The organism is Chitinophaga qingshengii (assembly GCF_014529935.1).
GTDB classification, from domain to species: Bacteria; Bacteroidota; Bacteroidia; order Chitinophagales; family Chitinophagaceae; genus Chitinophaga; species Chitinophaga qingshengii.
Map to the genome: position 1 here is coordinate 308,394 of NZ_JACVFC010000001.1, position 24,340 is coordinate 332,733.

The 24,340-nt window shown below is 49.2% G+C and carries 15 protein-coding genes; 8 read left to right on the top strand and 7 right to left on the bottom strand.

Annotated features, from left to right (window positions below; all coding sequences use genetic code 11):
• Positions 1 to 45: 45 nt before the first annotated feature.
• Positions 46 to 624 carry a sigma-70 family RNA polymerase sigma factor gene (locus ICL07_RS01155; protein ID WP_188086116.1) on the bottom strand — a complete coding sequence of 193 codons (579 nt, stop codon included), beginning with the start codon at positions 622 to 624 and terminating at the stop codon, positions 46 to 48.
• An 86-nt stretch (positions 625 to 710) separates the two neighbouring features.
• The gene (locus ICL07_RS01160) at positions 711 to 2,045 is read right to left on the bottom strand and encodes an amidohydrolase (RefSeq protein WP_188086117.1); all 1,335 of its coding nucleotides are present in this window, start codon (positions 2,043 to 2,045) and stop codon (positions 711 to 713) included.
• Positions 2,046 to 2,241: 196 nt separating this feature from the next.
• Between ICL07_RS01160 and ICL07_RS01165 the strand changes: the two genes are divergently transcribed.
• From ICL07_RS01165 to ICL07_RS01175, 3 genes are all read left to right on the top strand, one after another.
• On the top strand, positions 2,242 to 3,462 hold the full coding sequence (locus ICL07_RS01165; RefSeq protein WP_246484954.1) for an amidohydrolase: 1,221 nt from the start codon (positions 2,242 to 2,244) through the stop codon (positions 3,460 to 3,462).
• Positions 3,463 to 3,570: 108 nt separating this feature from the next.
• Positions 3,571 to 4,053, top strand: coding sequence for a DUF4822 domain-containing protein (locus ICL07_RS01170; RefSeq protein ID WP_188086119.1), 483 nt, complete (start codon positions 3,571 to 3,573; stop codon positions 4,051 to 4,053).
• A 97-nt stretch (positions 4,054 to 4,150) separates the two neighbouring features.
• On the top strand, positions 4,151 to 5,008 hold the full coding sequence (locus ICL07_RS01175) for an AraC family transcriptional regulator (protein ID WP_188086120.1): 858 nt from the start codon (positions 4,151 to 4,153) through the stop codon (positions 5,006 to 5,008).
• A gap of 14 nt (positions 5,009 to 5,022) precedes the next feature.
• On the opposite strand, the gene ICL07_RS32240 is transcribed toward ICL07_RS01175, so the two are convergent.
• Positions 5,023 to 5,538 (bottom strand): hypothetical protein, encoded by a 516-nt coding sequence (locus ICL07_RS32240; RefSeq protein ID WP_223151720.1) that lies wholly within the window; start codon positions 5,536 to 5,538, stop codon positions 5,023 to 5,025.
• Positions 5,539 to 5,652: 114 nt separating this feature from the next.
• Between ICL07_RS32240 and ICL07_RS01185 the strand changes: the two genes are divergently transcribed.
• From ICL07_RS01185 to ICL07_RS01205, 5 genes are all read left to right on the top strand, one after another.
• Positions 5,653 to 6,213, top strand: coding sequence for an RNA polymerase sigma-70 factor (locus ICL07_RS01185; RefSeq protein WP_188086121.1), 561 nt, complete (start codon positions 5,653 to 5,655; stop codon positions 6,211 to 6,213).
• Positions 6,214 to 6,280: 67 nt separating this feature from the next.
• Complete coding sequence (locus ICL07_RS01190) at positions 6,281 to 7,432, top strand: FecR family protein (RefSeq protein ID WP_188086122.1); 1,152 nt, start codon at positions 6,281 to 6,283, stop codon at positions 7,430 to 7,432.
• Between the two features lie 265 nt (positions 7,433 to 7,697).
• Positions 7,698 to 10,940: a TonB-dependent receptor gene (locus ICL07_RS01195; protein ID WP_188086123.1), complete on the top strand. Its 3,243-nt coding sequence runs from the start codon at positions 7,698 to 7,700 to the stop codon at positions 10,938 to 10,940.
• 9 nt (positions 10,941 to 10,949) lie between these two features.
• Complete coding sequence (locus ICL07_RS01200) at positions 10,950 to 12,590, top strand: RagB/SusD family nutrient uptake outer membrane protein (RefSeq protein WP_188086124.1); 1,641 nt, start codon at positions 10,950 to 10,952, stop codon at positions 12,588 to 12,590.
• A 36-nt stretch (positions 12,591 to 12,626) separates the two neighbouring features.
• Positions 12,627 to 15,287 carry an MBG domain-containing protein gene (locus tag ICL07_RS01205; RefSeq protein WP_188086125.1) on the top strand — a complete coding sequence of 887 codons (2,661 nt, stop codon included), beginning with the start codon at positions 12,627 to 12,629 and terminating at the stop codon, positions 15,285 to 15,287.
• A gap of 119 nt (positions 15,288 to 15,406) precedes the next feature.
• On the opposite strand, the gene ICL07_RS01210 is transcribed toward ICL07_RS01205, so the two are convergent.
• The 4 genes from ICL07_RS01210 to ICL07_RS01225 are packed head-to-tail and all read right to left on the bottom strand — an operon-like array spanning position 15,407 to position 24,127.
• Positions 15,407 to 18,046, bottom strand: coding sequence for a hypothetical protein (locus ICL07_RS01210; protein WP_188086126.1), 2,640 nt, complete (start codon positions 18,044 to 18,046; stop codon positions 15,407 to 15,409).
• A gap of 7 nt (positions 18,047 to 18,053) precedes the next feature.
• Positions 18,054 to 19,073 carry a hypothetical protein gene (locus tag ICL07_RS01215; protein WP_188086127.1) on the bottom strand — a complete coding sequence of 340 codons (1,020 nt, stop codon included), beginning with the start codon at positions 19,071 to 19,073 and terminating at the stop codon, positions 18,054 to 18,056.
• Between the two features lie 23 nt (positions 19,074 to 19,096).
• Positions 19,097 to 20,716 carry a RagB/SusD family nutrient uptake outer membrane protein gene (locus ICL07_RS01220; RefSeq protein WP_188086128.1) on the bottom strand — a complete coding sequence of 540 codons (1,620 nt, stop codon included), beginning with the start codon at positions 20,714 to 20,716 and terminating at the stop codon, positions 19,097 to 19,099.
• Between the two features lie 12 nt (positions 20,717 to 20,728).
• Positions 20,729 to 24,127: a SusC/RagA family TonB-linked outer membrane protein gene (locus tag ICL07_RS01225; protein WP_188086129.1), complete on the bottom strand. Its 3,399-nt coding sequence runs from the start codon at positions 24,125 to 24,127 to the stop codon at positions 20,729 to 20,731.
• Positions 24,128 to 24,340 lie beyond the last annotated feature (213 nt).

Sequence of the window (24,340 nt, forward strand, 5' to 3'; positions counted from 1 at the left end):
GTCAAAAAGGGTCCATCAGGGGGAAAATTTTTTCCAAAAAATTTTTCAGGAGTGGTTCTTCAGCGTGAGCAGTAATAGTACGGCGGCATGCGCTCGCATAAAACGGGTAACAGAACGGATGGCCAGCTTGGCATATTTGCGCACCGTTTCGGTGGAGAGACCCAGCAAGGCGGCAATTTCCTTATGTTTCAATCCTTTTAGGCGGCTTAACATATACACCTGTTGTTGTTGCGCCGGCAATTGCGCTACAGCTCTTTCCAACAGCGAAAGGTATTCGTTGTCTACGGGCCCCGGCATCGTCCGTATGGTCATCTCCGCATATAGTTCTTCCCGTCTGCGGTCGCGGGCTATTTTTTTCAGGCAGTTGTAGGTATAGTTACGGGTAAGTACAAACAAATAGCCGGTAAAGCTGTCCAACAGCGGCAGTTCGCCCCGCATCAACCATATTTTGGTAAACACATCCTGTACAATATCGGCGGCGAGGTCGCGGGAATCTACTATCCGGTATACAAATTCGCCCAGTTGATTGTAGTAGGCATGAAACAATGCTGCGAAGGCTTTTTCATCTCCCTTCGCCGCGGCGGCCAGCAGCAATGCTTCGTTATGGACAGCTTGTATAGACATCTACAGGAATAAATGTATAGAAAAGACGGAACAAAACAAAGGCGGGAAAATACTTTCCCGCCTTACTCATCAGCAAAACCCTCTATTTAATATACTATGTTTCCTTTGTTGATCAGCGATCTTACCGGTGAAATCCTGGACACCGCCTCCGCAGAACAGCTGGCATCTATCAGCACCATATCCGCTGCATCGCCGGCTTTAGGCCACTGTTGCACGCCTTTATCATCCAGCGGGAGTATATTGCCCGTAGCCAGTTTCAGGCTTCGTGACAGCAGAAACTCCGAGGAGTAACCATACAGCTGGGCCATGGTATTAGCTTTTTCCAATACGCTGCCGGAGCCGAACGTGCTCCAGTGGTCAATGATACTGTCGTTGCCGGTCAGCACTGTGACGTTGTGTTTATATAGCGTAGGTATAGGCATCACAAGCCCGCCGAACGGAATAGTGGAAACGATCCCGATGCCCGCAGCACCCAGCTGTTCCGCCAGTTGCTCCTGTTTTACCTTGTCCACTCTTGCCAGCGCAAAACAGTGACTGATGTAAGTTTTATTTTTCAGGGACGGATTTTCGTTCACCTTTTTTATCAGGTATTCGATTGTTTTGATGCCCGACTCGCCTGATTCATGCAGGTGTATATCGATGCCTTTTTTATTGTCCAGCGCCAGTTGCACCGTGAAGTCCATTGTTTTTTCGATAGCTCCGTCGATGGAATAGGGATCGACCCCGCCGATAAAATCGATGTCCATTTTCGCCGCTTCTTTCAGATAGGGTACCGAATCCGTATAGAATACGCCGTGCTGCGGGAATGCCACCAGTTCGGCACCGAAGCCGTTCTTTTTATTCTCCAGCGCTTTGAGCAGGTTATTGAGCGATTGTAATTTTGAAGTAGGTTCGATATTAACATGACTTCTGGCGAAGTTGGTCCCTTTGGACTGCAGCAGTTCTATCAGCTTTTCCGCCCGGTGGGTAGATGTTTTCAGCATCTCCGGAAGGATTTTCTGTTCCAGGGCAATCATGCCTTTCACGCCGCCCGGCCCTCTCCTGGTGGCCTGCCAGGGGCCGCCATAGAATGTTTTATCGAGGTGGATGTGCATGTCCTTAAAGGCGGGCAGCATCAGCCAGCCTTTAGCGTCGATGGCGTTGGCCGCATCCGGTTTATTGGCGGAAATGCCGTTGATTTTTCCGTCTTTGATGGCTACGCAGCACAATTCGGTTTTTGTGTGTACTACCTCCCCTTCTTCGTATACAAACCCTGTTTCCAGCCGCACGTTTTTCAACAGGTAGTTTTTCCCGCCTTTATTGCCTGTTTCGCCGGCAAATGCTTCCGCAGATCCCGGTAAGCCGGAGGCAAAAGCCACGCCTGCCAGTCCGAGGCCCGACATTCTTATAAATTCCTTGCGGGATATTTCCGTTTTCTTCATAGTCCCTGTCATTTTTTACAAAAGTAACTTTCCGTGGCGCTTCTTTTGTGAAGGATTCATGACATGCCTTGAAAGATTTATCAATAATCCACCGGTAATGATAAATCTTTCAAGCATCCGTATAGATCACACAAAGTTGCGGAGATATTAACCGCGTACTTTGCTGTAGTAATCTTTAGCACAAAAAATGGAACAAATGGATAAAATAACAAACGACAGCCGCCATACATTTAAGAATGTATTGCTGGAAACGGGTTTTGAGTATGATGGGGATGAAGTTGTAAAGACGAAGACCGCACTTTTCTGTGTGGAAACCGAAGGTAGTAAGATCAAGGCCATCACCCCCAACGATCCTCATAAAGACGCCATTGATGCCAAAGGCCGGCTGATGCTGCCCGCCTTTAAGGATATGCACGCCCATTTGGACAAAATGCTTTTTGGTTTGCCCTGGCAGGCTGTTTCTCCCAACAGAAAAACGGTCAGGGACCAGATCGCCTATGAGCAGAAAATGATTCCCGAATGGCTGAAAACCTCCGTGGAACGGGCAGAAAAACTGATTGACTTCCTACAGTCCAATGGTACCCACTATATCCGTTCACATTTTAATGTGGACCCTACCTCCGGGTTCGACTCCTTAAAACACCTGGAAAGAGCGCTGAAAAACAAGGAAAAGACCGTTGGCGCCGAGCTGGTGGCCTTTCCCCAGCATGGCGTGTTTTATACCGACACCGCGCCCCTGATGAAAGAAGTGGTTAAAATGAACATCGATTTTATTGGCGGTGTCGACCCTTATTCTATCGACGGCAGCATCGAAAAGCCGATGGACCTGCTGACGCAGCTGGCCATCGATCATAACAAGGGGATCGATCTTCATCTGCATGAAAGAGGTGAAAGCGGTATCAAAACTATTGAATACCTGATCAACAAAGCCAAAGAAAACCCCGGTCTGCGTGGCAAAACCTTTGTGAGTCATGCTTTCGCCCTGGCTCACCTTAGCCAGCCGGAAACGGAGCATATAGCAGCCAGGCTGGCCGAAGCCGGTGTAGGTATTGTGTCCTCCGTGCCTTTTGGTAATACTATTATGCCTATTCCCCTGCTGAGAAAGCATGGCGTGGAAGTGCTCATAGGCAATGATAATATCCAGGACCACTGGAACACTTTCGGTCCGGGCCATATGCTGCAGAAAGCCAGGCTCATCGCCGGTTTGTATGGTTACAGCTCCGAGTGGGCGCTTTCCAGGACACTGGCTTTCGCTACCCGGTATGTACTGCCGCTGGATGATAAAGGCAACCAGCAATGGCCCAAAGCCGGTAACGATGCCGACCTGGTATTTGTGGAAGCCTCCTGCTCCGCGGAAGTAGTAGCCAGGGTTTCACCGGTAAAGTCACTGGTACATAAAGGTCATATTGTATTCTGATAATCACGGCGTATCCATCCGTTATAAATCCTTCAAGCATTGTAATGAAAACCGCAAAGGGTTGCAACCAGAGGCAAATACCTTTGTAGTGCTTAAAAAATTCATTTTATGAAGAATCTGAAAAAAGTAACCGCAGTACTTGTACTCGCTGTATGTAGCGCCTTTTTCTTTAGCTGTAAAAAAGACAAAGATCCCGAACCCAAATCACTGACACCTGGCGAAACGCTGGCCAGTGTATCCTGGGAAACTACCAACGCCAAAAACAACAAAGGTGAAAACGTGGTACTGACCGATGCCAACGTAGTTAACTTCGTGGGCTTTGCCTATTTCAAAGCAGATGGTACTTTCACCATGTTCAACCTGGACGATTCTCCGAAAATGCACGGTGACTGGTCCGTTTCCGCGGATGGGAAAACACGTACCATCGTGGCAAAAGATGCTGAAGGCAAGGTTTTGTTCACCCGCGTGGTAGACATCACAGTGTTGACACAGCAGGAGTTTACCTACCGTATTTACCCTAACAGCAACGACAAAACGGTATTCTTCGACATTATACATACGCCAACCAAACACGCGGAACCTAAAAAGTAACCGCTCAAACTGATTAAATCAACATGGATGAGTTCCTGCCCCCTGGCGGGGCTCATCCATTTTTTTATCGTAAATTCCCTGTCCTTAACTTGCTGATATGAAGACTTATGACGAAACGAGCTACATACCGGTTTTAGGTATCCATGAATTCAGGCAGGGCCAGCTGGCCGGCAGAGAGGAATTCCTCTTTAATGAACTGCATGGTGAACGGCATATCGCCAGGCCGCATAAGCATGATTTTTTTATCATCAACCTGTTTGAATCAGCCAAAGGAGTACATACGATCGATTTCCACGATTACCCCATCGGTAATAAACAAGTGCATGTACTGTTCCCCGGACAGGTACACACCTGGAGCATCAAGCCCAATACCACCGGTTACCAGCTGATGATACAACAAAACTTTTTTGAACGCTTCGCTCCTTTTTTCCGGTTTTCTTTTTCGAATTACATGAACCATCCGGTGATCCAACTCAGCAATGATAACTTCAAACTGGTAAAGTATGAATTTGATGCCATCCGGGATGAATTGAATGCGCCCAACTCCGTACAGGAAATCATGAGCGCCAGGGCCGCCGTGATCGCGGCCATTGTGAGCAAAGAAGCAGAGAATATTTTTACAGATCTGAAAGTGCTCCAGTCTAATCCCCGGCTGGCGCAGTTCAATATGCTGATAGATAAATTTTACAAGCAGGAAAAAGGCGTCGGTTTTTACGCCGCCAAACTGCATATCTCCGCCAACTACCTGAATATTCTTTGTAAAAATCATCTTCATGTATCTGCTACCAAACTGATACAACACCGGGTACTACTGGAAGCCAAACGGCTGCTTCAGACAACAGACCTCTCCATTAAAGAAATAGCCTTCGAACTGGGATTTGTAGACCATGCCTATTTCTCCAATTTCTTTAAAGCCCAGGCAGGTATTACGCCTACGCAGTTCAGGGAAGGGTGATGGTTGCGGGATCTTTAAAATTCAAGGTGATCTTTTTTACAGTAACGGGTGGGGTGATAATCGCCGATAACACAGCCTCCCAGGGCAATCTTACCCGCATCGGCGTCACGGAACATTTTCGGGCTGGGAAAACCGTACAACACCGGGATCACATTTTTACGGGATAAACAGACCGGGCATGTTTTTTTCGCTGCAAATGGTTCATAAAACGAAGTATCGGGTATTTGTATGGTAACCAGTGTATCCGTTACCGTGCCTTCGGGAAAACGATATACCCGGCTTTTTTGTCCGGTAATGTAACAAATATAAAATACCCGGTGTTGAGGTGATGCTACATCGACAGTAATCTTATCAGTTTCTTCCAGCGGAATCGAATCCTGTGTCAGCGGGAATATAATATGCCCTGGCTCCCACGGAGCAGTGGGACTGGTAAGTATCCGTCCCCGGAATATATGGGAAGGTAGTTGGGGCGATGTGGTATAGGTATACAGGAGCGTTACCATCAAGGTGGCATACAAAGCGTATTTCATAGCGCAGCATTTAAACAGCTGTCTCAAATATATTGATTTCCCGGTTGCTAAAATTTTCCCTGGTGGAATGGTAATTTTTTTATCTTTAAATGAAGAGCCACCATTTTATCAATCATGTCGTTATACCGGACTTACACCGATGAAGCGTTATTGCCATTGCTGCAAGACAGCGATGAGACGGCATTTAATGAGATCTATCACCGCTACTGTAAACTGTTATTTGCCGTAGCGGCCAATAAACTGAACAGCCTGGCAGATGCGGAAGAAATTGTGCAGGATGTATTTGCCGACCTGTGGAAACGCCGGCTCGAAATCACCATAGAACGTTCCCTTAAATCTTTCCTGGCAGCCGCCGTGAAGTTCCAGGTATATTCCGTAATGGCGCGCCATCACCGGCAACGGGCCAGGATGGCTGGTTTTGAGCCGGACAGCATGAGTATCTCCCCGGTAGAAGAACAATACAACCTCAAAGTTTTACAGGAGCAGCTGTATCATTCCACCGCAGGCTTGCCGGAACGGTGCCGCCTGGTGTATCAGCTGAGCCGGGAAGATGGTCTCTCCAACAAGGAGATTGCCGCTGCCATGGCTATTTCAGAAAAGACCGTCGAAAACCAGATGACCAAAGCACTCAGGCACCTGCGGGCCGTTTTTCGTTTCCTCTTCTCTTTCTTTTAAAATTTTTTTCTCCGGCATAGGGGGTCGGCTACTTTTTTAATACCTGTATGGTATAAACAGCATACTCATGCCGGAAGATCAACCGTTTGATACCGCCTACTATGAAGCATTAGCCAACAAATGGCTGGAAGGGACCATTACTCCCCGGGAACGGGAGCTGCTGGACCAATGGTACCAGCAGGGGCAGGATGAACAGGTAGATATTCCGGCCTCTTTTGTGGCAGGAGAAGCAGCCCATGATGAGCGTATACGCGCAGGCATCCGTAAAAAGATTGCGGCCATGAAAGTTACACGCAAAGCCCGTTTCCCACGCCGCTGGCAGGCTGCGGCAGCTATATTAATACTGGTATCTGCCGGTGCTTATCTGTTGTTTGTTAACCCATCCCCTTCCCTACCAATAGTAAAAAACGATACCCTGTCCATTTCCCCGGGCTCCAGCAAAGCCGTACTCACCCTCGGCAATGGCTTTACGATCACGTTAGACAGTACAGGCCGGCAGGTGATACAGCAGGGCCATACGAGGGTACAACAAACAGGCGGACGACTGACCTATGCCGCTACCGGCACCGAAACCGCAGTCAGTTTAAACACCCTTCATACACCCCGTGGCGGCCAGTTTCAGCTTACATTGCCCGATGGCACCAGGGCCTGGCTGAATGCCGCCTCGTCCATCACCTTCCCTACTGCTTTTACCGGTAAAAACCGGTCTGTAACGGTGACCGGTGAGGTGTACTTTGAAGTGGCGCAAAATGCGGCTCAGCCGTTCTTCGTACATGCGGGAGCGGTAGATATAACGGTCCTGGGTACCCGTTTTAACGTGATGGCCTATACGGAGGAAACAGCCATCCGCGCTACCCTCCTGCAAGGCAGTATCCGGGTCGGCAAACTGGATAACACCCTGCTACTGAAACCGGGTGAACAGGCCGGCCTCCCGGAGAACAGTGAGCGCTTTACCGTTTCCCATCCCAACCTGGAACAGGTGATCGCCTGGAAAGACGGGATATTCCGCTTTAAAGATGAAAACATTGTCAACATCATGCAGCAGCTGGCACGCTGGTATGATATTGAACCCGTGTTTAAAGGTAATATGGCCGGCAAAGATTTCTCCGGCACTATCTCCCGCGGGTCGGCCATTCAGGAAGTGCTGCACATGCTGGCATTAACAGAAGACATACATTTTAAGATAGAAGGCAGGAAAGTAATCGTCTCAGCCCCGTAATATATTCCATCAGCCATTTTCCACGTATACATGAAAAATTTTCACTTATGAACAGCTAACACTACCATCCACACCACGCAGAAAGATTGTCATAAAAAAGCCAGGAGCGGTTGCGACGCCCCTGGCGGTATTCGGGCAATCCATTAAAATCATTGGTCAACGATTGCTAACGGGGAAACCCAAACTGAACAAAAATATGAAATTCTACACGAAGTGTAAAGGCGCGCCTTTGCCTGGCTGGCCGCTGCCTAAAATATTCCTGGTTATGAAATTGGTTTTCGTATTCATCCTTGGGCTAAGCCTCCATGTCAACGCCCATGTGTTTGCCCAGTCCGTCACCATCTCCAAAAAGAAGGTCCCGCTGGAAGAAGTGTTTGACATGGTCCAGCAGCAGACCGGCTATTTTTTCTGGTACAATGCCACACTGCTGCGACAAGCCGGTAAAGTAGACGTAGACGTACAAAACGTGTCCATTCCGCAGCTGCTGGAATTATGCCTGAAAGACAAGCCGCTCTGGTATACCATCTCCGGAAAAACTATTGTGATCAAACGCAGGCGCATGGCTGCTGAAGAGGTCCCTATTCCGAAAGAAGTCATACGCGGCACCGTCACCTCCTCCGGCGGCGTGCCGCTGATAGGCGTAACCGTGAAAGAAAAAGGCGCTGCCAACGGCGCCGTTACCAAAGAGAACGGAACCTTTGAGCTCACAAACGTACATCCCGGCGCCACGCTCGTTTTTAGTTATATCGGTTATGACAGTAAAGAGCTGGCCCTCCACGGAGAAACAACCCTCACTGTCACCCTCACCCCTTCTCTCTCCGGCCTGGACGCGGTGGTGGTAGTGGGTTACGGTACACAGAAAAGAGCGGATGTAACCGGCGCGGTATCTTCCATTTCCTCCAAAGCGCTGCGGGAAGTGCCTGTTACCAATGTACAGCAGATGTTGCAGGGAAGGGTTCCCGGTGTGTATGTGAATAACACCGGCAACAAACCCGGCTCTCAGCCATCGGTACTGATCAGGGGCGTTCGTTCTTTCAGTGCGGGCAACGAGCCTTTATATGTGGTAGATGGCATCCCTTTGTCGGGCGGATTGAATGATATCAACCCCGACGACATTGAATCCATCGATGTATTGAAAGATGCATCCGCTACCGCCATCTATGGGTCCCGAGGCGCCAACGGCGTGCTGATCGTTACTACCCGCCGGGGACGTGCAGGCCGTACCGTAGTCGGTTATAATGCTTATCTGAATGTGGAAGATGTAACCCGGCTGGCTAATATGATGGACGGCCCGCAGTTTGCCCGGTATCGCCGCGAAGCCTACCGTGCAGTGGGTAGTTATAACGATAACGACCCGCATGCAGATGAAAAAATATTCAGCAGCACAGAAATGGCCGCCATTGCCGACGGTACTTCTACCAACTACCAGGAACTGACCGTACGCACCGGCATTGCACAAAACCACGAGCTGAGTGTATCCGGAGGAAATGAAAACACACTCTTCAACATCTCCCTGGGATATTTTAAAGACAAGGGATATATCCGCACACAGGATTTCACCCGCTATACTACCCGTATCAACATCGATCAGAAAATAGGCAGCAGAGTGAAGGCTGGTATGTCTACCCTGGCGGCTTTCAGTATTACCAACGGAAGTGACGTCAATCCTTTTTACGCAGCGCTTACCACGTCGCCGTTAAGTCCCGCTTTTGATAACGAGGGCAAGATCAATATGCGCCCTTCGGGCGATAACCTGCAGGTAAACCCATTGGTAGACCTCGAGCCCGGCGCCGTCGTAAACCGCAACAAACGTTTCCGTTTGCTGAGCAGCCTGTATGGAGAAGCAGATCTATTGCCGGCACTGAAGTTCCGCATGAACTTCGCGCCGGACCTTACCCAAAGCAGAACAGGCAACTACCGCGGCGCTATCTCTACGGTTCAGAATGGCGCCGCACCGGCAGCCAGTAACAGTGAATTTTTTACATTGTCCTATACCTGGGAAAACATGCTGACCTATAACAAAACATTCGGAGGCAAACACCGGCTGAATGTAACAGGGCTATACAGCGTACAAAATCTTACCAGCGAAAGCAGCAGCGGCAGTGCCAAAGACCTCCCGATGGGGCTGGACTCCATCCTGTATTACAATGTAGGCGCCGGCGCCACCATCACCGGTGTAGGAAGCGGCTATACCAACTGGAGCATCCTGTCCTGGATGGGCCGTGTTAACTATGCCTTTGACGATCGCTTCCTGCTCACACTCACCGGACGTGCAGATGGATCTTCCAAATTTTCCGCCGGCAACAAATGGAGTTTTTTCCCCGCAGTGGCGCTGGCATGGAATCTCAGCAACGAAAATTTCCTGCGTCATAACCGGTTGCTGAATAACCTGAAAGTAAGGTTGACCTACGGGAAAAACGGTAATGCCGGTATAGATCCTTATCAAACGAGAGCGCTGCTGTCACGTACTTCCTACGACTGGGACGGCGCACCCGCCTATGGTTACCGGCCTGCGAGCCTGAGTAACGGTGCCCTGAAATGGGAAACCACCGCCTCCGCCAATGCAGGCATCGATTTCGGCATACTGGGCAACCGCATTACCGGCAGCCTGGACGTGTACCAGTCTAAAACCACCGATCTGTTGCTGGCACGCCAGCTGCCGGTGTCTTCAGGATATACCACCATCACCTCCAACATCGGCGCTACCAGCAATACAGGCATTGAGTTAGGCGTATCCTCCGTCAACATCAAACCCAAAAAAGAAAACGGATTTGAATGGAGCACCGATTTTAATATGGCCAGCAATAAGGAAAAAATCCTGGAGTTGTCCCAAGGCAAAGTAGATGATGTGGGTAATGGCCGTTTTATCGGTCAGCCGCTGAACGTCATCTTCGACTACGTAAAAGATGGCATCTGGCAGAAAGGGGAAGAACAACAGGCCGCCCAGTATGGTTCCGCCGTAGGACAGATCAAAGTGAGAGATCTCAATGACGATAAAAAAATAACTGCTGCAGACAGGGTTATCCTTGGACAGACAAGGCCCAAATGGACCGGCGGTATTACCAATCGTTTTGCGTACAAAGGTTTTGATCTCTCTATTTTTCTGAATGCAGCCATTGGGGGGATGATAAAAGACCCGCTGCGTACCGGCAATACCTTCACCCTGGCCGGCAGGTATAATTCCGTGAATGTAGACTACTGGACCCCGGATAATCCGGCCAATGTATATCCGCAGCCACGTTATGGCCAGTCGCAAGGGCCCGCATACGGCAGCACGTTATCTTATTTCAGCGGCACTTATGTGCGCATCAAAAACATCAACCTGGGCTACCGGTTCTCTCCGCAAACATTAAAACACATGGGCATGCAATCCTTCCGCGTGTATGCCAATGTACAAAACCCTTACGTGTTCTCTTCCTTTGTGCATCAGCACCAGGGCATAGATCCGGAAATCACCAACCAGCCTTTTTATGTGAACTACGTTTTCGGAATTAACGCCACCTTCTAAATCCAGATTATGAAGACAATCTTTTACATCATTCTATTATATGCCTGCATGGCTTTCTCCTGTTCCAAACTGTTGAAGGAAGATATGCGTTCCGCTATACCGGATAACTATCTCAATACGCCGGAAGGTTTTAATGCCGGCGTAAACAGCGCCTACAGTTACCTGCGAGCCTGGTATGGCAACCAAAACGGCGCCCAGCTTACCGTATATGGCACTGATACCTATATGTGCGGCGGTGGCGAGCTGGCACTGGATGCCTACAACTTTAACCTCACGCCGGGCAGAGGCTTTATTGCCGCTCCCTGGAATGACCTGAACCTCGCCGTGAACGCCTGTAATGCGGTGATCTCCAGAGCGCCCTCCGTACCCATCACCGAAGCCCTCAGGAATACCAGGGTAGCAGAAACACGTTATCTGCGCGCCACCTATTGGTTTCTGCTGATGCAAACCTGGGGACCGGTCAACCTGGCGATGGAAGAAACCACGACTGTCACCACCTCGGCACATCGTACACCGATAGACAGTATCTACCGCGCTATCGTGGATGACCTCAGCTTTGCGGTAGCCAACCTGCCGGCCACCGTAGCAGATTATGGCCGGGTAACCAAACCGGCGGCAGAACATCTGCTCGCTAAAGTATACCTTACCCGGGCAGGCAGCACCGCCAAACAGCCGGACGACTATAAACAGGCAGCTATGCTGGCGAAAAATGTCATCAACAATTATCATTACCAGCTGCTGAATAATTTTGCCGACGTGTTTGAACAAGGCAGTGGTGAAAAAAATCCGGAGGTGGTATTTGCGGTACAGTATAGCAAAAACATACTCACCAATGGCATCGGTAACCAGGCCCATTTATTTTTCGGCATGGGCTATACCGCACTGCCGGGTATGACAAGGGACCTCGCCAATGGCCGGACTTACAGCTACTTCCGGCCTACCCGTTTCACGACGGATACGTTGTATGATAAAACACACGATAGCCGTTTTGAAAAAAGTTTTCTCAACATATACTATTGCAACTATCCCGGTACCTTTACCATCAATGGCAGGCAAGTGACGCTACAGCTGGGAGATACGGCGATCTACCTGCCAGGTTATGAAGTGAGCGCCGCCGAACGGAACCGCGCCAGGTATACCATCATCACGCCCAGTCAGTATACCACCACCTATTTTCCGTCGCTCACCAAGTTCCTGGACCCACAGCGGCCTGATGTGAACAATGAAAATGGTTCCCGCGATTTTCTCGTATCCCGGCTGGCAGAAACTTACCTCATCGCCGCAGAGGCGCTGATGATGAGCGGAGACCCGACAGCAGCGGTCCCCTATGTTAATGCCGTTCGCCGCCGCGCCGCCAAAACCGGCGCTACACCTGTTGAAACTGCCGCTAACCAAACTGCGATGGAGATAACCGCCGCCGATCTTAATATTGACTTTATCCTCGATGAAAGAGCCAGGGAACTGATGGGGGAATATACCCGCTGGTTTGACCTGGTACGCACCGGTAAGTTATTGGAAAGAGTAAAAATCCATAATCCCAATGCAAGGGGTAATATAAAACCGTTCCACGTACTGCGCCCTATCCCGCAGGACCAAATAGATAAAACCGCCGGAGGACCGGCAGCCTTCCCGCAGAACACGGGATACTAAGTGTCATTCGCTAACAAAAAAACTTAAACCCATTTTATGCCAAATCTAATCAGTCGTTGTTTTGCATTATGCATTGGAATGTTGTTTATGGTTACTTCACTATCCGCCCAAACCGGCAGCCCTTTTGGTGTTTGCGCCCATGCCGCCAAAGATCCCGAATGGCCGCAGATTGATAATGAGTTGTTGAAATGCCAGCAGGCCGGTATAAAATGGCTCCGGGTAGATATCCAGTTTTCCCGCGTATGTGCAGTCGCCGGTCAGTATGAATTTACCCGGTACGACTCCCTTTTGCTGAAACTCCAGCAATACGGTATCCAGTGGCTGCCCATCTTACAGGGTTTTGATACGGAGATCAGCAAACCCCGTCCGGATATGGTACCATTGTATAACCATCTGCCCGAATGGCGGGCATTTGTACAAGCCGTCGTAAACCGTTACCATAGCCATACCAAATACTGGGAGATATGGAACGAAGAAGACGGCGGTTTCTGGAAACCGAATCCTAATGCCGCTCAGTATGTTCCGTTGTTAAAAGCATCCTACGAGGAGATAAAAGCCATTGATACCAGTTGCTCCGTCATCGTAGGCGGGCTGGCAGGCTGGAATGCCGATTACCTCAGTGGTATGTATGCCGCCGGCGCCAAAGGTTATTTCGATAAGATAGCGGTGCATCCCTATGGCTATGGTATCGATAACAGCGCCCGGACCACCCGTTTAAGAAACGACTTTAATACGGTACTGCAACAAAACGGCCAGGCCAATATGCCCATCTGGATCACCGAATCCGGCGGCAGCTCCTTCGTGGCGTCTACCATCCAGAAGCAGCCGTTGTTTGCCGTACAAGCCATCAAATACGCCCTGAATAAGCTGGGAAAAGATACCACCACATTTAAAGTAGGCATAGCGGTATCTCCCCGGATCACCAACCTCGATGAAGTAGAAACCTGGCGCTCCTGGCTACCCGGTATAACGTTGGTGCCTATACCCTTTTCAGATCTTGCCACATTGGACCCGGCTGAATTCCCGGTGTTACTCGGCTCTGAGTCTACCGCTACAGATCAGCCTATGCTCAACCCGCTGCGCGATTACGTTATCAGGGGCGGCCTGATGCTGGCGGTGAACATACTCCCTTTTTATTACACCAATGTACAGAACCCGGATGGCACCTGGAGCAGTACCGGCGCGGCGTCCTATAACTATCCCTTTTTCCGGATCGGCTTCGAAGCATCGTGGACCAAACCAGGCATACCTGCCAGCACCACCAATATCTCCGTTACACCGGATGCGCTGGCAGGCGGCGTGCCGGCGTTGAGCAATGTGCTGGTAGACCGTTTCATCAGTCCTAAGAATCTCCAGCCTACAGACACCTATTATCCTATTGTCCGCTGTTTTAACAGCAGTAATGTGAATGTAGGAGAAGCGATGTCGTTGTTTACCTATGGTGATTGGAAAGGTGGTATTCTGATGGGTACCGCTGCGCTGACGGGCGGCTATTCCGTAAATGAACAGGCCAATCTGCTACAACGGGTATACCTGAGTTACCTCTCCTTAGGTGTAGAAAAAATATTCTGGTATGACCTGCACAGTGATAATGGCCAACCTGCCGATAAAGAAGGTAATTTTGGTTTGCTGAAGTGGGATTTCAGCCCTAAACCGGCTTATAACAGTTACAAGGAAATGACCGGCTACCTGGGCGCTGAACCGCGTTTCCTGAAACGTATCTCCGCCGCCAATACCCAGGTATGGGCGCTGGCATTCCGGAAAAAGGAAGACAGCACCAACATACTGGCAATGTGGAGTGCCGACTCCGCGGCCAGTTACCAGGTATTACACCGCGATACGGTGATGGGCACCTGGAAGGGTAATAAAGTATATTTTATTCCCTTAACAGACAGCGTAAATGCTTATAAGATCATCACACCCGGAACATTACAAATGGATTCCGTCGGCGTAAAAACATATGGAGATACCGATTTTATATTGAATGCCACCAGCAGCAACAAACTGCTGCCGGTAAGTTTCTCCAACCGGAATGCCGCTGTAGCCAAAGTATACCAGGACAGCACCGCCGGCGGACAGTGGAAAGTAAAAATACTCGGCGCCGGTACAGACACCCTGGTGGCTACCCAATGGGACCTGAACAATTATCCGTCGGCAGACAGCACACTGCGACCACTGGTAGTAAGCCCCGCAGTAATCAGCATTACACCCGAAGACACCAGTAAAATCTATGGCCGTGCCAACCCGTTTTTTACGGCACGTTATACCGGATTTATGTATAATGACGATACGACCGTCATTACCCGTCACCCTGACCTCAGCTCCACCGCTACGCAGTGGTCTGTGCCAGGACAATACCCCATCACCGCCTCCGGTGGCGCCGCCCGCAATTATATTTTTCAATACCACCAGGGTACCCTGCAGGTAGAAGCCGCGCCGTCCAAACCGAAGAACAGCAGCCTGGTTTCCCTGTTTCTGGGCAGTAATACCGTGCTGGCGACCGTATTAACACCCTATGAAGGAAAAGCGCTTTTTGAAATAGTAGACCTCACAGGCAGACGGGTGTTTGCGCAAAACATCAATTTACACAAGGGTATTAACCGACTGCAGTTCCAGGTACAGGATGTGGTAAGGGGGTTTTATGTAGGCGTGGTAGGCACAGCGTTGTGGAGTATGACGTGTAAGATGGTGAAGTAAGTACGTTCCTTATACAAGGACAAACGGCTTGTAAGACAATTCTTACAAGCCGTTTGTTGTATGTGAAGGCAGGAGATTATCAAGCAACAATTAATTAAATCACACACACATTAAAAAGATCATGGCGTATTAATTCCTACCACATTATTTTCAATAGCCGGGAACAGTCCGTCCTTAGAAGAGATTGCCAGGTATCCCGCAGCAGCGCCTACCGTTAGCCGGCTTCCTTTCTTCACTGCAGCCGGCTTCTCCAGCAATACATAAAAACACTGGCCGGGATCGGTAGATAAGTACCCGCGGATTAGTACACGTCCTGCTTCTTCCGGCAACATATCATCCAACGCTACACCGTAGATACTTTGTGCGCCTGCCGGCGCTTTTATCAATCGTTCTGCGCTATTCTTTTGCACCGCCGCTCCTTTGGGAATCGTTTCTCCCGCCGTTTCCCTGCTTACACAGTCACTTAAATCCGGGTAGTAGTCGTTACCCACCGTATATAACGAAACGGTGGCGGACCGGCCCAATACGCGGCGGATTTCATTAATTACCTGTTCATTGGAAAACGCCGGAGGACCTGTCTTTCCCCCCGCATAGTTTTTATTAAAAACAATATCATACCGAGTACCATCCACTATGACTCCCAGTATTTTTGTGTTACAGCTGCAATCACCCAGGCGGTTGCCCAATGCGCGGCCGTATCCTTGTTGTATATCGGGGGTATCAGCAATATCCACACATCCTCTTGCATATGCTTTCACTTCGCCCTGGCCTTTTCTATAGGCATATCCTCCAACGAAATGTTCCACACCATGTGATGCCGGGGGAACGGAGCCTTTCATGATCAGGGGATATGCGCTGCTCAGCGTGTCCAGCTGAACGGTGGAAGCGGCGGTTATTTTAAGCACCTGGCCTCCAAAGGCCGGATTCCAGAGCAGGGGGCTGTTACCCCTTCCTGATATTTTCAGGTCACAATGGTTGTAATACCGGCCTGTGCCCCGGGAGGATAAATAAGGTACATCGTCCGACTGTATCACATAACCGGCGTTCCAGGTACAGCTGTCCAACACTATTTCATCTTTGCGATGGCTGCCCAGACTCTGGAAACAAGCCAATAATTTCCCCTGGCCTGTTCCTTCAAAACGGCTATGTCTGCATATGAACTTACAAGGTCGCCTAAAATCGGCGTTAGTATGCATATATAGCGGCCAGGAAGGCGACCGGAACACGGATGACACAACTTCCAGCACCTGGCCCTCTGACATGCCGAGGCCCAGCGGATGCCAGCTACGCCAACGGGCAGCATCGCCGGTATTGCCATCATGCACCAGGTTTACATGGCCGAGATAAGTATAAGCTCCTGCCATTCCGGTAGCTCCGCCATCAATATGTACCGGATACCGGATATTTTTTGCAGTAACCGTTATATGCTCCATACTACCAGAGCGGGCGTGCCAATAAATCGTCTGATAACTTTCATAGGAAAAAGAAGCGCCCAGTTTATCCGGTAATTCCCCGCGAATCACCACTGCTTCCCTATCTGTTCCCCTTAACGACACGTAATCCTTTCCCCTGATAAATGCATAGTTTCCCGGGCCACTACCTGCACTGTTAAAATCTGCCGGGCGCAGTGCTTCATAAGTTCCCGGGCCTGCTTCTATCACATAGGGCTTTGTTGCAGAAGCATCACGGATACTTTCTATCGCATCCTCTATCCCTCTGTTGCCGGCAAAATCACAATCTTTTCCAGGGATGCCGTTTCTTTTTACCTTCACTACTACCGGCGCCACTACAGCCGTGAGTGACAATCCTTCCAACTGAAGCCCTGCATCAAAGGTACCGGGTACCTCCCATCCTATATTCATGCCCGTGATATACATATCATCCCAGGAAGAAGACTTCAGGTACCCGTTACGTTTAGCTGTTTCAAAAGCCCTCCTGATTGCAGGATACAGGTCTTTCGATATATGCCGCCACTTCCCGTCATGAAAACTGCCGGTATATACTTCCCTTCCTGCCAGGCTGTAGATGAATTTACCGGTGGCATCCGCTTTCCCTTTATCACGGGCTTCGTACCGTTTGATATCATTATAACGGTAATCATACAACGGAACGCCAAACCACACGAAATCACCATAACCGGCCGAATGGCGGTTACGATTATTGATGGCCAGGTAGAGGGAGAATTGCGCGGTATGCAATTTTTTCCGGTAAGTCGCCGGCTTCATTTTATTCATGCAATACATTAACCGGGTATCCATTTTTAACCACAGCGCACTCATACTATCCATTCTCAACGGGTGCGGAAACGATTGCTCCAGGAGCAGATGGGGCCAGTCCTCTCCATCCTTACGGGCTTCCTTAAATTCAGCGGATGTAAAAATCTCCATATCTATGCGTGTTCCTTTGGCGGTACGCTCAAAAACCATCTTCTTACCATCATTGGCGTAGATCACCTTATTGGCCGCCCGCTGTGGCTGCACACGATTAAGCAGATGCCTGCTACCCCATTCCGCCAGCATCCAGCGCGGCACTTCCATCGCTTCATCAAAAGGTTTGATAGTATCTGCAACAGCCGGTGCGGCGGAGTTGCTGCCTCTCAGAATAATCCCGTCACTGAAAGCGGTGTCTCCCATCAAGGGAATGGCAGCGGTAGCTGCCGGACCATTATTTTTAACAACAATGGCTGGTTTCACACCGGTGCAGGCATTCCATACCAGGAAGCCTGCCACCGGGATAATGATCTTCTTTATAAAATTCATGGTCATATTAGTTGGCGATCAGGCTCAGGTTCTTTACCTGCATCGTACCTATGTTCAATCCAGGGCATTCCCATCCCATGGTAAATAAAGAAATTTTATAGTCGTTATAATTCTGCGATTCAGTAAGTAGTCCCCTGTTCCAGGCTTCATTTAAACCGTCTTTGATCAATGGCAGCAAGTCTCCGCCTACATGTTTCCACTGCCCTGCCGTTAACCCTGAACCGGTGAAGGGTGCTAGTCCTACATCATAGATCAGTTTACCGGTAAAAAGGTCTGTCGACACTGATTTTCCAGGTAATGGATACCTGTCGTCGTACAGCATTACGAGGAAGTACATTGATTTTCCGTAACCGGGGTTACCTTGCCGCAGGTTTTGGATAAGGAAGGTGCAGCTAAACTGAATGGCATGAATAGCGGAATTATAACCAGCCTGCTGGTTTCTGGCGTGATATTGCAACAAGGCATCTATATCAAACTGTACGCTCGACATAGCTCCTATAAACGGAGTTGCCGTTCCCAGCCACCCGTCAGGATCTGCAATTTTAAGATCTGCCAGCAGTACAGGGAACGGATCTGTTGCTCCTCTATAGGTATTGTTGAATTCACTTTGGCCATTGATGGCAAAAACCAGGCTTCTGTCGGCCGAAACAGCCGGCCCCACGGTTACCGCCTTATAGTTATTGGCGTACCGGTACGAACCGGATGACAGGATGGTTGGCGTTGCTGCGTAGATGCTGGCTGCGCTGTACCATTGTGCCAGATTCCATACGGGGCTGCCATTCGACGAGGTGTATTGCAGCGGCCCCTGTAATGCCCCTGTGGAGGGATGCAATACATTAAACCCTTTCTGAAAACCGGTATCTGTCAATAGGTTTACCGATGCCGGCAAACCGGTAGCGGACACCGTTCCGGCCGTCTTTACTCCTTTGACCAGCTCCGGGTTTGCCGTCAAATCGGCCGACCGGCTGCAAGAAATTAGCGCGGTAATACTTACCGGAAAAAGCAGCGATAAAAAAAATTTCTTCATACCCTGTTTTTTTAGTGATAGCATTAATAACCTGTATTTTGCTCAAGCGGACTGAGTTCTATTTCTGTTTTAGGAATCGGGAACCATATTTTATAGGGTTTCCAGTTGGTTTTGATTAATGGCACAATGGTGTTCCAGCTTCCCTTGTCGTTGCTCAAGCCGTTCAATGCCGTTCCCAGTTTACCGAACCGGATCAGGTCAATTCTTCTCCAGCTCTCAAAACATAATTCCCTGGACCGTTCTTCCAGCAACTCGGTCATAAAATCGGCATTAAAGTAAGCCGTGGTAAGCAGGGCGGTATCTGCCGGCGTAGCGGCAGCCCTGGTGCGAACCTCATTCAACAGTTGGCGGGCGCCTGTTTCATCGCCGGCATAATAAAGTGCTTCTGCGCGCAGTAGCAGGATATCCGCATAACGCAGCAACAGGAAGTCCCCATCCGACCAGGCCTGTGAAATGGCTTTGGTGGCAGGGTCGCGGTACCTGAATTTACCCACGCAATAGTTCCCGTTTTTGGGATTGGTACACGGTAAAGGCACAAAATATTTTGTTCCTTCCACCACTTCTGTCTGCCCTATCGGGTCCAGGTATAAGGTTAGGTTGTGCGTACGACGGACATCCGCGGCATGATAACGGAAAAACTGCTCCCCCGTAGGCCGGAACCAGCCGTATCCCCCACCGGCGATGTTACTGCCAATAGGTATTTGCCAGAAGAGCCAGAGATTATAGTTGCCATTTACTGAACTGGTACTACCTTTGACGGTGAACAGCCCTTCTTCATTTTGTGCAGACCTGGTGGTTTCCCGGAAAAGATAATCGTAGCGGGCCGTTAGTTTATACCCGCTATTGGCCGTAATATCCGTGGTCACCGTCAATAGTTTGTTGTACATCTCAGCTGCATCCACCCAATCAAAACTATTCAGCTTAAAATTCAGCTCCTTTCCTACATTATTTTTTTTGCAGGCAGCGAGATAAGCATATACTTTTGCCAGATAACCGGCGGCTGACCATTTATTGGCCCTGCCCGGCACTCCCGCTCTGGCAGGTAAGGACTGATAGGCTTCCTGTAAATCGGCCAGTACCAACTCATACACCTCCTGTAAAGATGCCCGTTGTACGCCCGGGTCCTGTACAGAAGACCGGTAAACCGGTACGCCGCCGTATTCCATGGCGAGGTACATGTACAACAGTCCTCTCAGGAAATGTCCTTCCCCTATGATTTCTTTTTTCCGGTTCTCATTTACAGGTGTCCCGGGTACCTGTTCCAGTAAGTAGTTTATCCTGTTGATACCGGCAAAAAGAAAGAACCAGTTATTACGGATGGTTTCATTCTGACTGCTTACATCCGCCGTACCAAATGGTGCATAATTGGGATTCGTGAAGCCGTCCTGCGCTACCAGTTCATCAGTTCCAGCACTCAGCATGAAAGGCATGGCCACCGCAAATGTTTCTCCAAACCCGGTATTCTGTATGGAATTAGTATTCAGTATGCTGTAACAGCCTGTAAGCCCCAATTCTGCGTCAGCAGCGGTCTTATACAGATTCTCCACCGTATTGAAAGAGTAAGGTTTGGTATCCAGGTATTTCCTGCAACCACCGGTAAGGACCACCACGCATAACAGACAAATATTAACAACTATTCTCATGACAATTTTCAATTAAAATGAAACGTTCAATCCTAACGTAAAAGATTTTGATCTCGGATAAGAAATACGATCGAAGCCTGGCAGCAAAGGGTTGCCTGAATTCAGCTCAGGATCATATCCTGTGTATTTTGTCCAGGTAAAAAGATTGGCGCCGGTGAAATAAACACGCATGGCAGATATGCCCTTCTTTTCTGTAATAGCAGCCGGTATCCGGTATCCGATAGATATACTTTTGAGCCGCAGATAGGAAGCATCCTCTACATAATAACTGGAAGACAGCATGGCCGTTTTATTGAGCGCTCCGAAATCGCCTCGTTCATTGGTAGGATTTTCGGTAGACCAGCGATGGGCGAAGAAATCTTTCGTAATGTTCATCCAGGTTTCCATTACACCGCCTTCCAGCTGGTAACGGGATTCGTTGAATACCTGGGCGCCATATGATCCTTCCAGGAACACATTAAAATCAAAATTCCGGTAGTGGAAAGTATTATTGATACCTCCGAAAAATTTCGGCTGGCTTCTGCTGATGGTAGTTCTGTCGTGATCCAGGTCTATTACACCATCATTGTTCAGGTCTTTGAACTTAAAAGATCCTGGCCGTACATTCACACCGGCTATCTGCAATTGTTTGTCCTTTAATTTATATTCTCTTTTTTCATGTGGTATGGCAGGGTCATTATTATTCTGCCAGGTGAAATCGCCGATCTGATATACACCGTCGAACACATAACCGTAGGCGGTGCCTATGGGCTGGCCCGCCGTTACCCGGCCTACGTCCTGTATCCAGCCGCCTCCCATGGTAACCGGAATAAAACCAATGTTACCGATATCCTTTACTTCATTTCTGTTGCTGCTGATGTTAAAATCAGTCTGCCATTGAAAATCGCGGTGGTCTATATTTTTGGAAGATATCCTTATTTCTATTCCGCTGTTGTCTACCCGTCCCAGGTTCTGCCATTGCTGGATATAACCGGTACGGGAAGGTACGTAAGCCGGCAGCAGCATGTCTTTCGTTTTTTTACTGTATATATCTGCACTAAATTCCAGGCGGTTGTTGAGTACACCCACATCAATCCCGGCATTATACTGGATGGTGGTTTCCCACTTCAGATCAGGATTAGCCCGCGATGCAGGCGCCAGTCCCAGATCGCCGGCGTAGTACGCATTTTCAAGCGCTGACAGGTAACGGTAGGAAGTGATCCGCTCATTCCCCGTTTGGCCGTAGCTGAGCCGCAGCTTCAGATCGCTGAATATCTTTTGCGCTTTCATAAAAGATTCTTCCGTCAACAGCCAGGAGTAGGCAAATGACGGGAAATATCCGAAGCGTTTGCCGGCGCCGAATTTATCAGACCCGTCGGCACGGAAAGTAGCGGTGAACAGGTGTTTGGTAAGCAACGTATAATTAATACGTCCGAAGTACGACAACCGTTTGTTGACATCCCTGTATGAGCCGGATGCCTTCACATTGGTACCTTTACTGATGTCGTTGATACCGGTGGATTCATCAGCAAAATTTGATTTCTGCAGCGAAAAGAACTCATAGTTGTATTTACTGGTTTCAAAAGCTACCATCGCGTTCAGATAATGATCTTTACTGAACCATTTTTCATAGGTAAGCTGATTGGTGTTAAATAGAGAATAGGCACGCTGTTCCTGGAGAATGCCCAGGCCATTGTCTCCTACTCCCCAACTGGTCAGTTTACCATAAAATTCTTTCCCTTTGGAACTGGTAAGAATACCGCCGCCGGAAACGTTCAGCGACAGCCCTTCCGCCAATTTGTAGTTAACGTATCCGCTCATATTGGTTTGCAATACGGTTACATTCTTATCGGCGTTATTGATCATGGTTACAGGCGAAATATATTGTCCGGCCCTGTCCCATAGCGGGTCATAGAATTCTACCGGTTTGGATATGACCAGGTTTTGTACCACGCCGTTAAACAATGCGTCACCACCACCGCTTTGGGTAGCGCCATTCAATTCACTGAAAGCGGTGCTCACATTGAGACCCAGTTTCAGGCGCTGTTGGTGTTCATGGTCCAGTTTCAACCGTACATTATAGCGGTGGTAATCGTTATTGCTGATGATGGCCGACTGGCCCAGATAGCCGACCCCTCCGGCAAAAGAGGTACCATTCTTTTTACCACTCACACCCAGGTTATGCGTTTGTGTTACCCCGGTGCGCAAAATTTCCCGCTGCCAGTCGTGTTTGGGTAGTTTGGTAAGGTCAACCGGTTCATCCTGGTCATTATACAACCCGTCTTTATTGGTGTCTTTATAGAACAATATAGTATTGGGAGATACGATCCTGCGATAGTCCAGGTATTCGTCAGCGCTCAGTACCGGCAGTTTCCGGGTTGCAGAGGAGAGCATCATACTACCGTCGTAATCTATTTTTGACTGACCGGCTTTTCCTGATTTGGTGGTGATAATGACTACGCCATTAGCGCCCCTGGAACCATATATCGCGGTAGCGGAAGCATCTTTGAGCACATCAACAGAGGCGATATCAGCCGGATTCAGGGTTGCCAGCGGGTTAGAGGCCGTACCGTTGCCAATGCTGGCTCCAGCCACTTCATTTGAATTAGCATCATAGGGAATACCATCTATCACGAATAACGGACTCGCCCCTCCGTAGATGGTATTGGCGCCACGAATGGAGATGTTCATAGCGGACCCCGGTTCACCGGAAACGGAGGATATCTGTACCCCGGCCAGCTTTCCCTGTATCGCTTCCTGAATGGAGGTTACTTTCGACTGTGCTATTTCATCGGCCCGTATACTGGCTACAGATCCGGTAAGATCACGTTTGGTAACGCTGCCATAGCCTACTGCCACCACTTCGCCCAGGCCGGTACTTTGCATTTTCAGTATTACGTCCAGCACAGGCTGGCCTGACCAGGTTACTTCGCGGGTGGTAAAGCCTACACTGGTAAATATCAGCGTACCGGTATTACCAGGCAGTTGCAGGGAATAGTTTCCATCGGCATCTGAAATAACACCCAGTCCTGCATCTTTCAGCCTTATACTGACTCCCGGCAGCGGCGTACCTTTTTCATCAGTCACCCTCCCATGTATGGTAGCTCGTATAGCCTCTTTGTTTTCCGGTGATACAGGCGGCAACAGCTTCAAGGCCACTGTCTTCCCGATGATCATCCAACTAAAGGGCTGCTTGCTGAAACACATGTCCAGCGCCTGCTGCAAAGGCACATCCTGTATCCGGACAGATACCTGCGGAACATGGTTTAACCATTCCTCCCGGTATACAAAATGGTACCCGGTTTGTTTTTCAATCTTCTTCAAAACGGTCCGGAGAGGAGTGTTGGTTTCGGAGAGCGTGACCGTTTGGGCATAACCGGCAGCACTTACCTGTAAACAGGCCGCCAGTAAAAAAGCCGTAAGTTTCATCATCAACGCGATTTTGTTGATTAAAAGGCATAGTCTTATCCTGCCTTTTAAAAGAGCCATCAAATGCATAATTTTACATTGTTTGGGAACGACCGTAGTCAGTTAATAAGTGGAAATATTAATTCAAGGTTGGTCTCAGACATTCGCCGGAGGTGCTGTCAACACTTCCGGTTTTTTTTGACCGAACATTCATACATAACGTGGTAATAGTGTTTA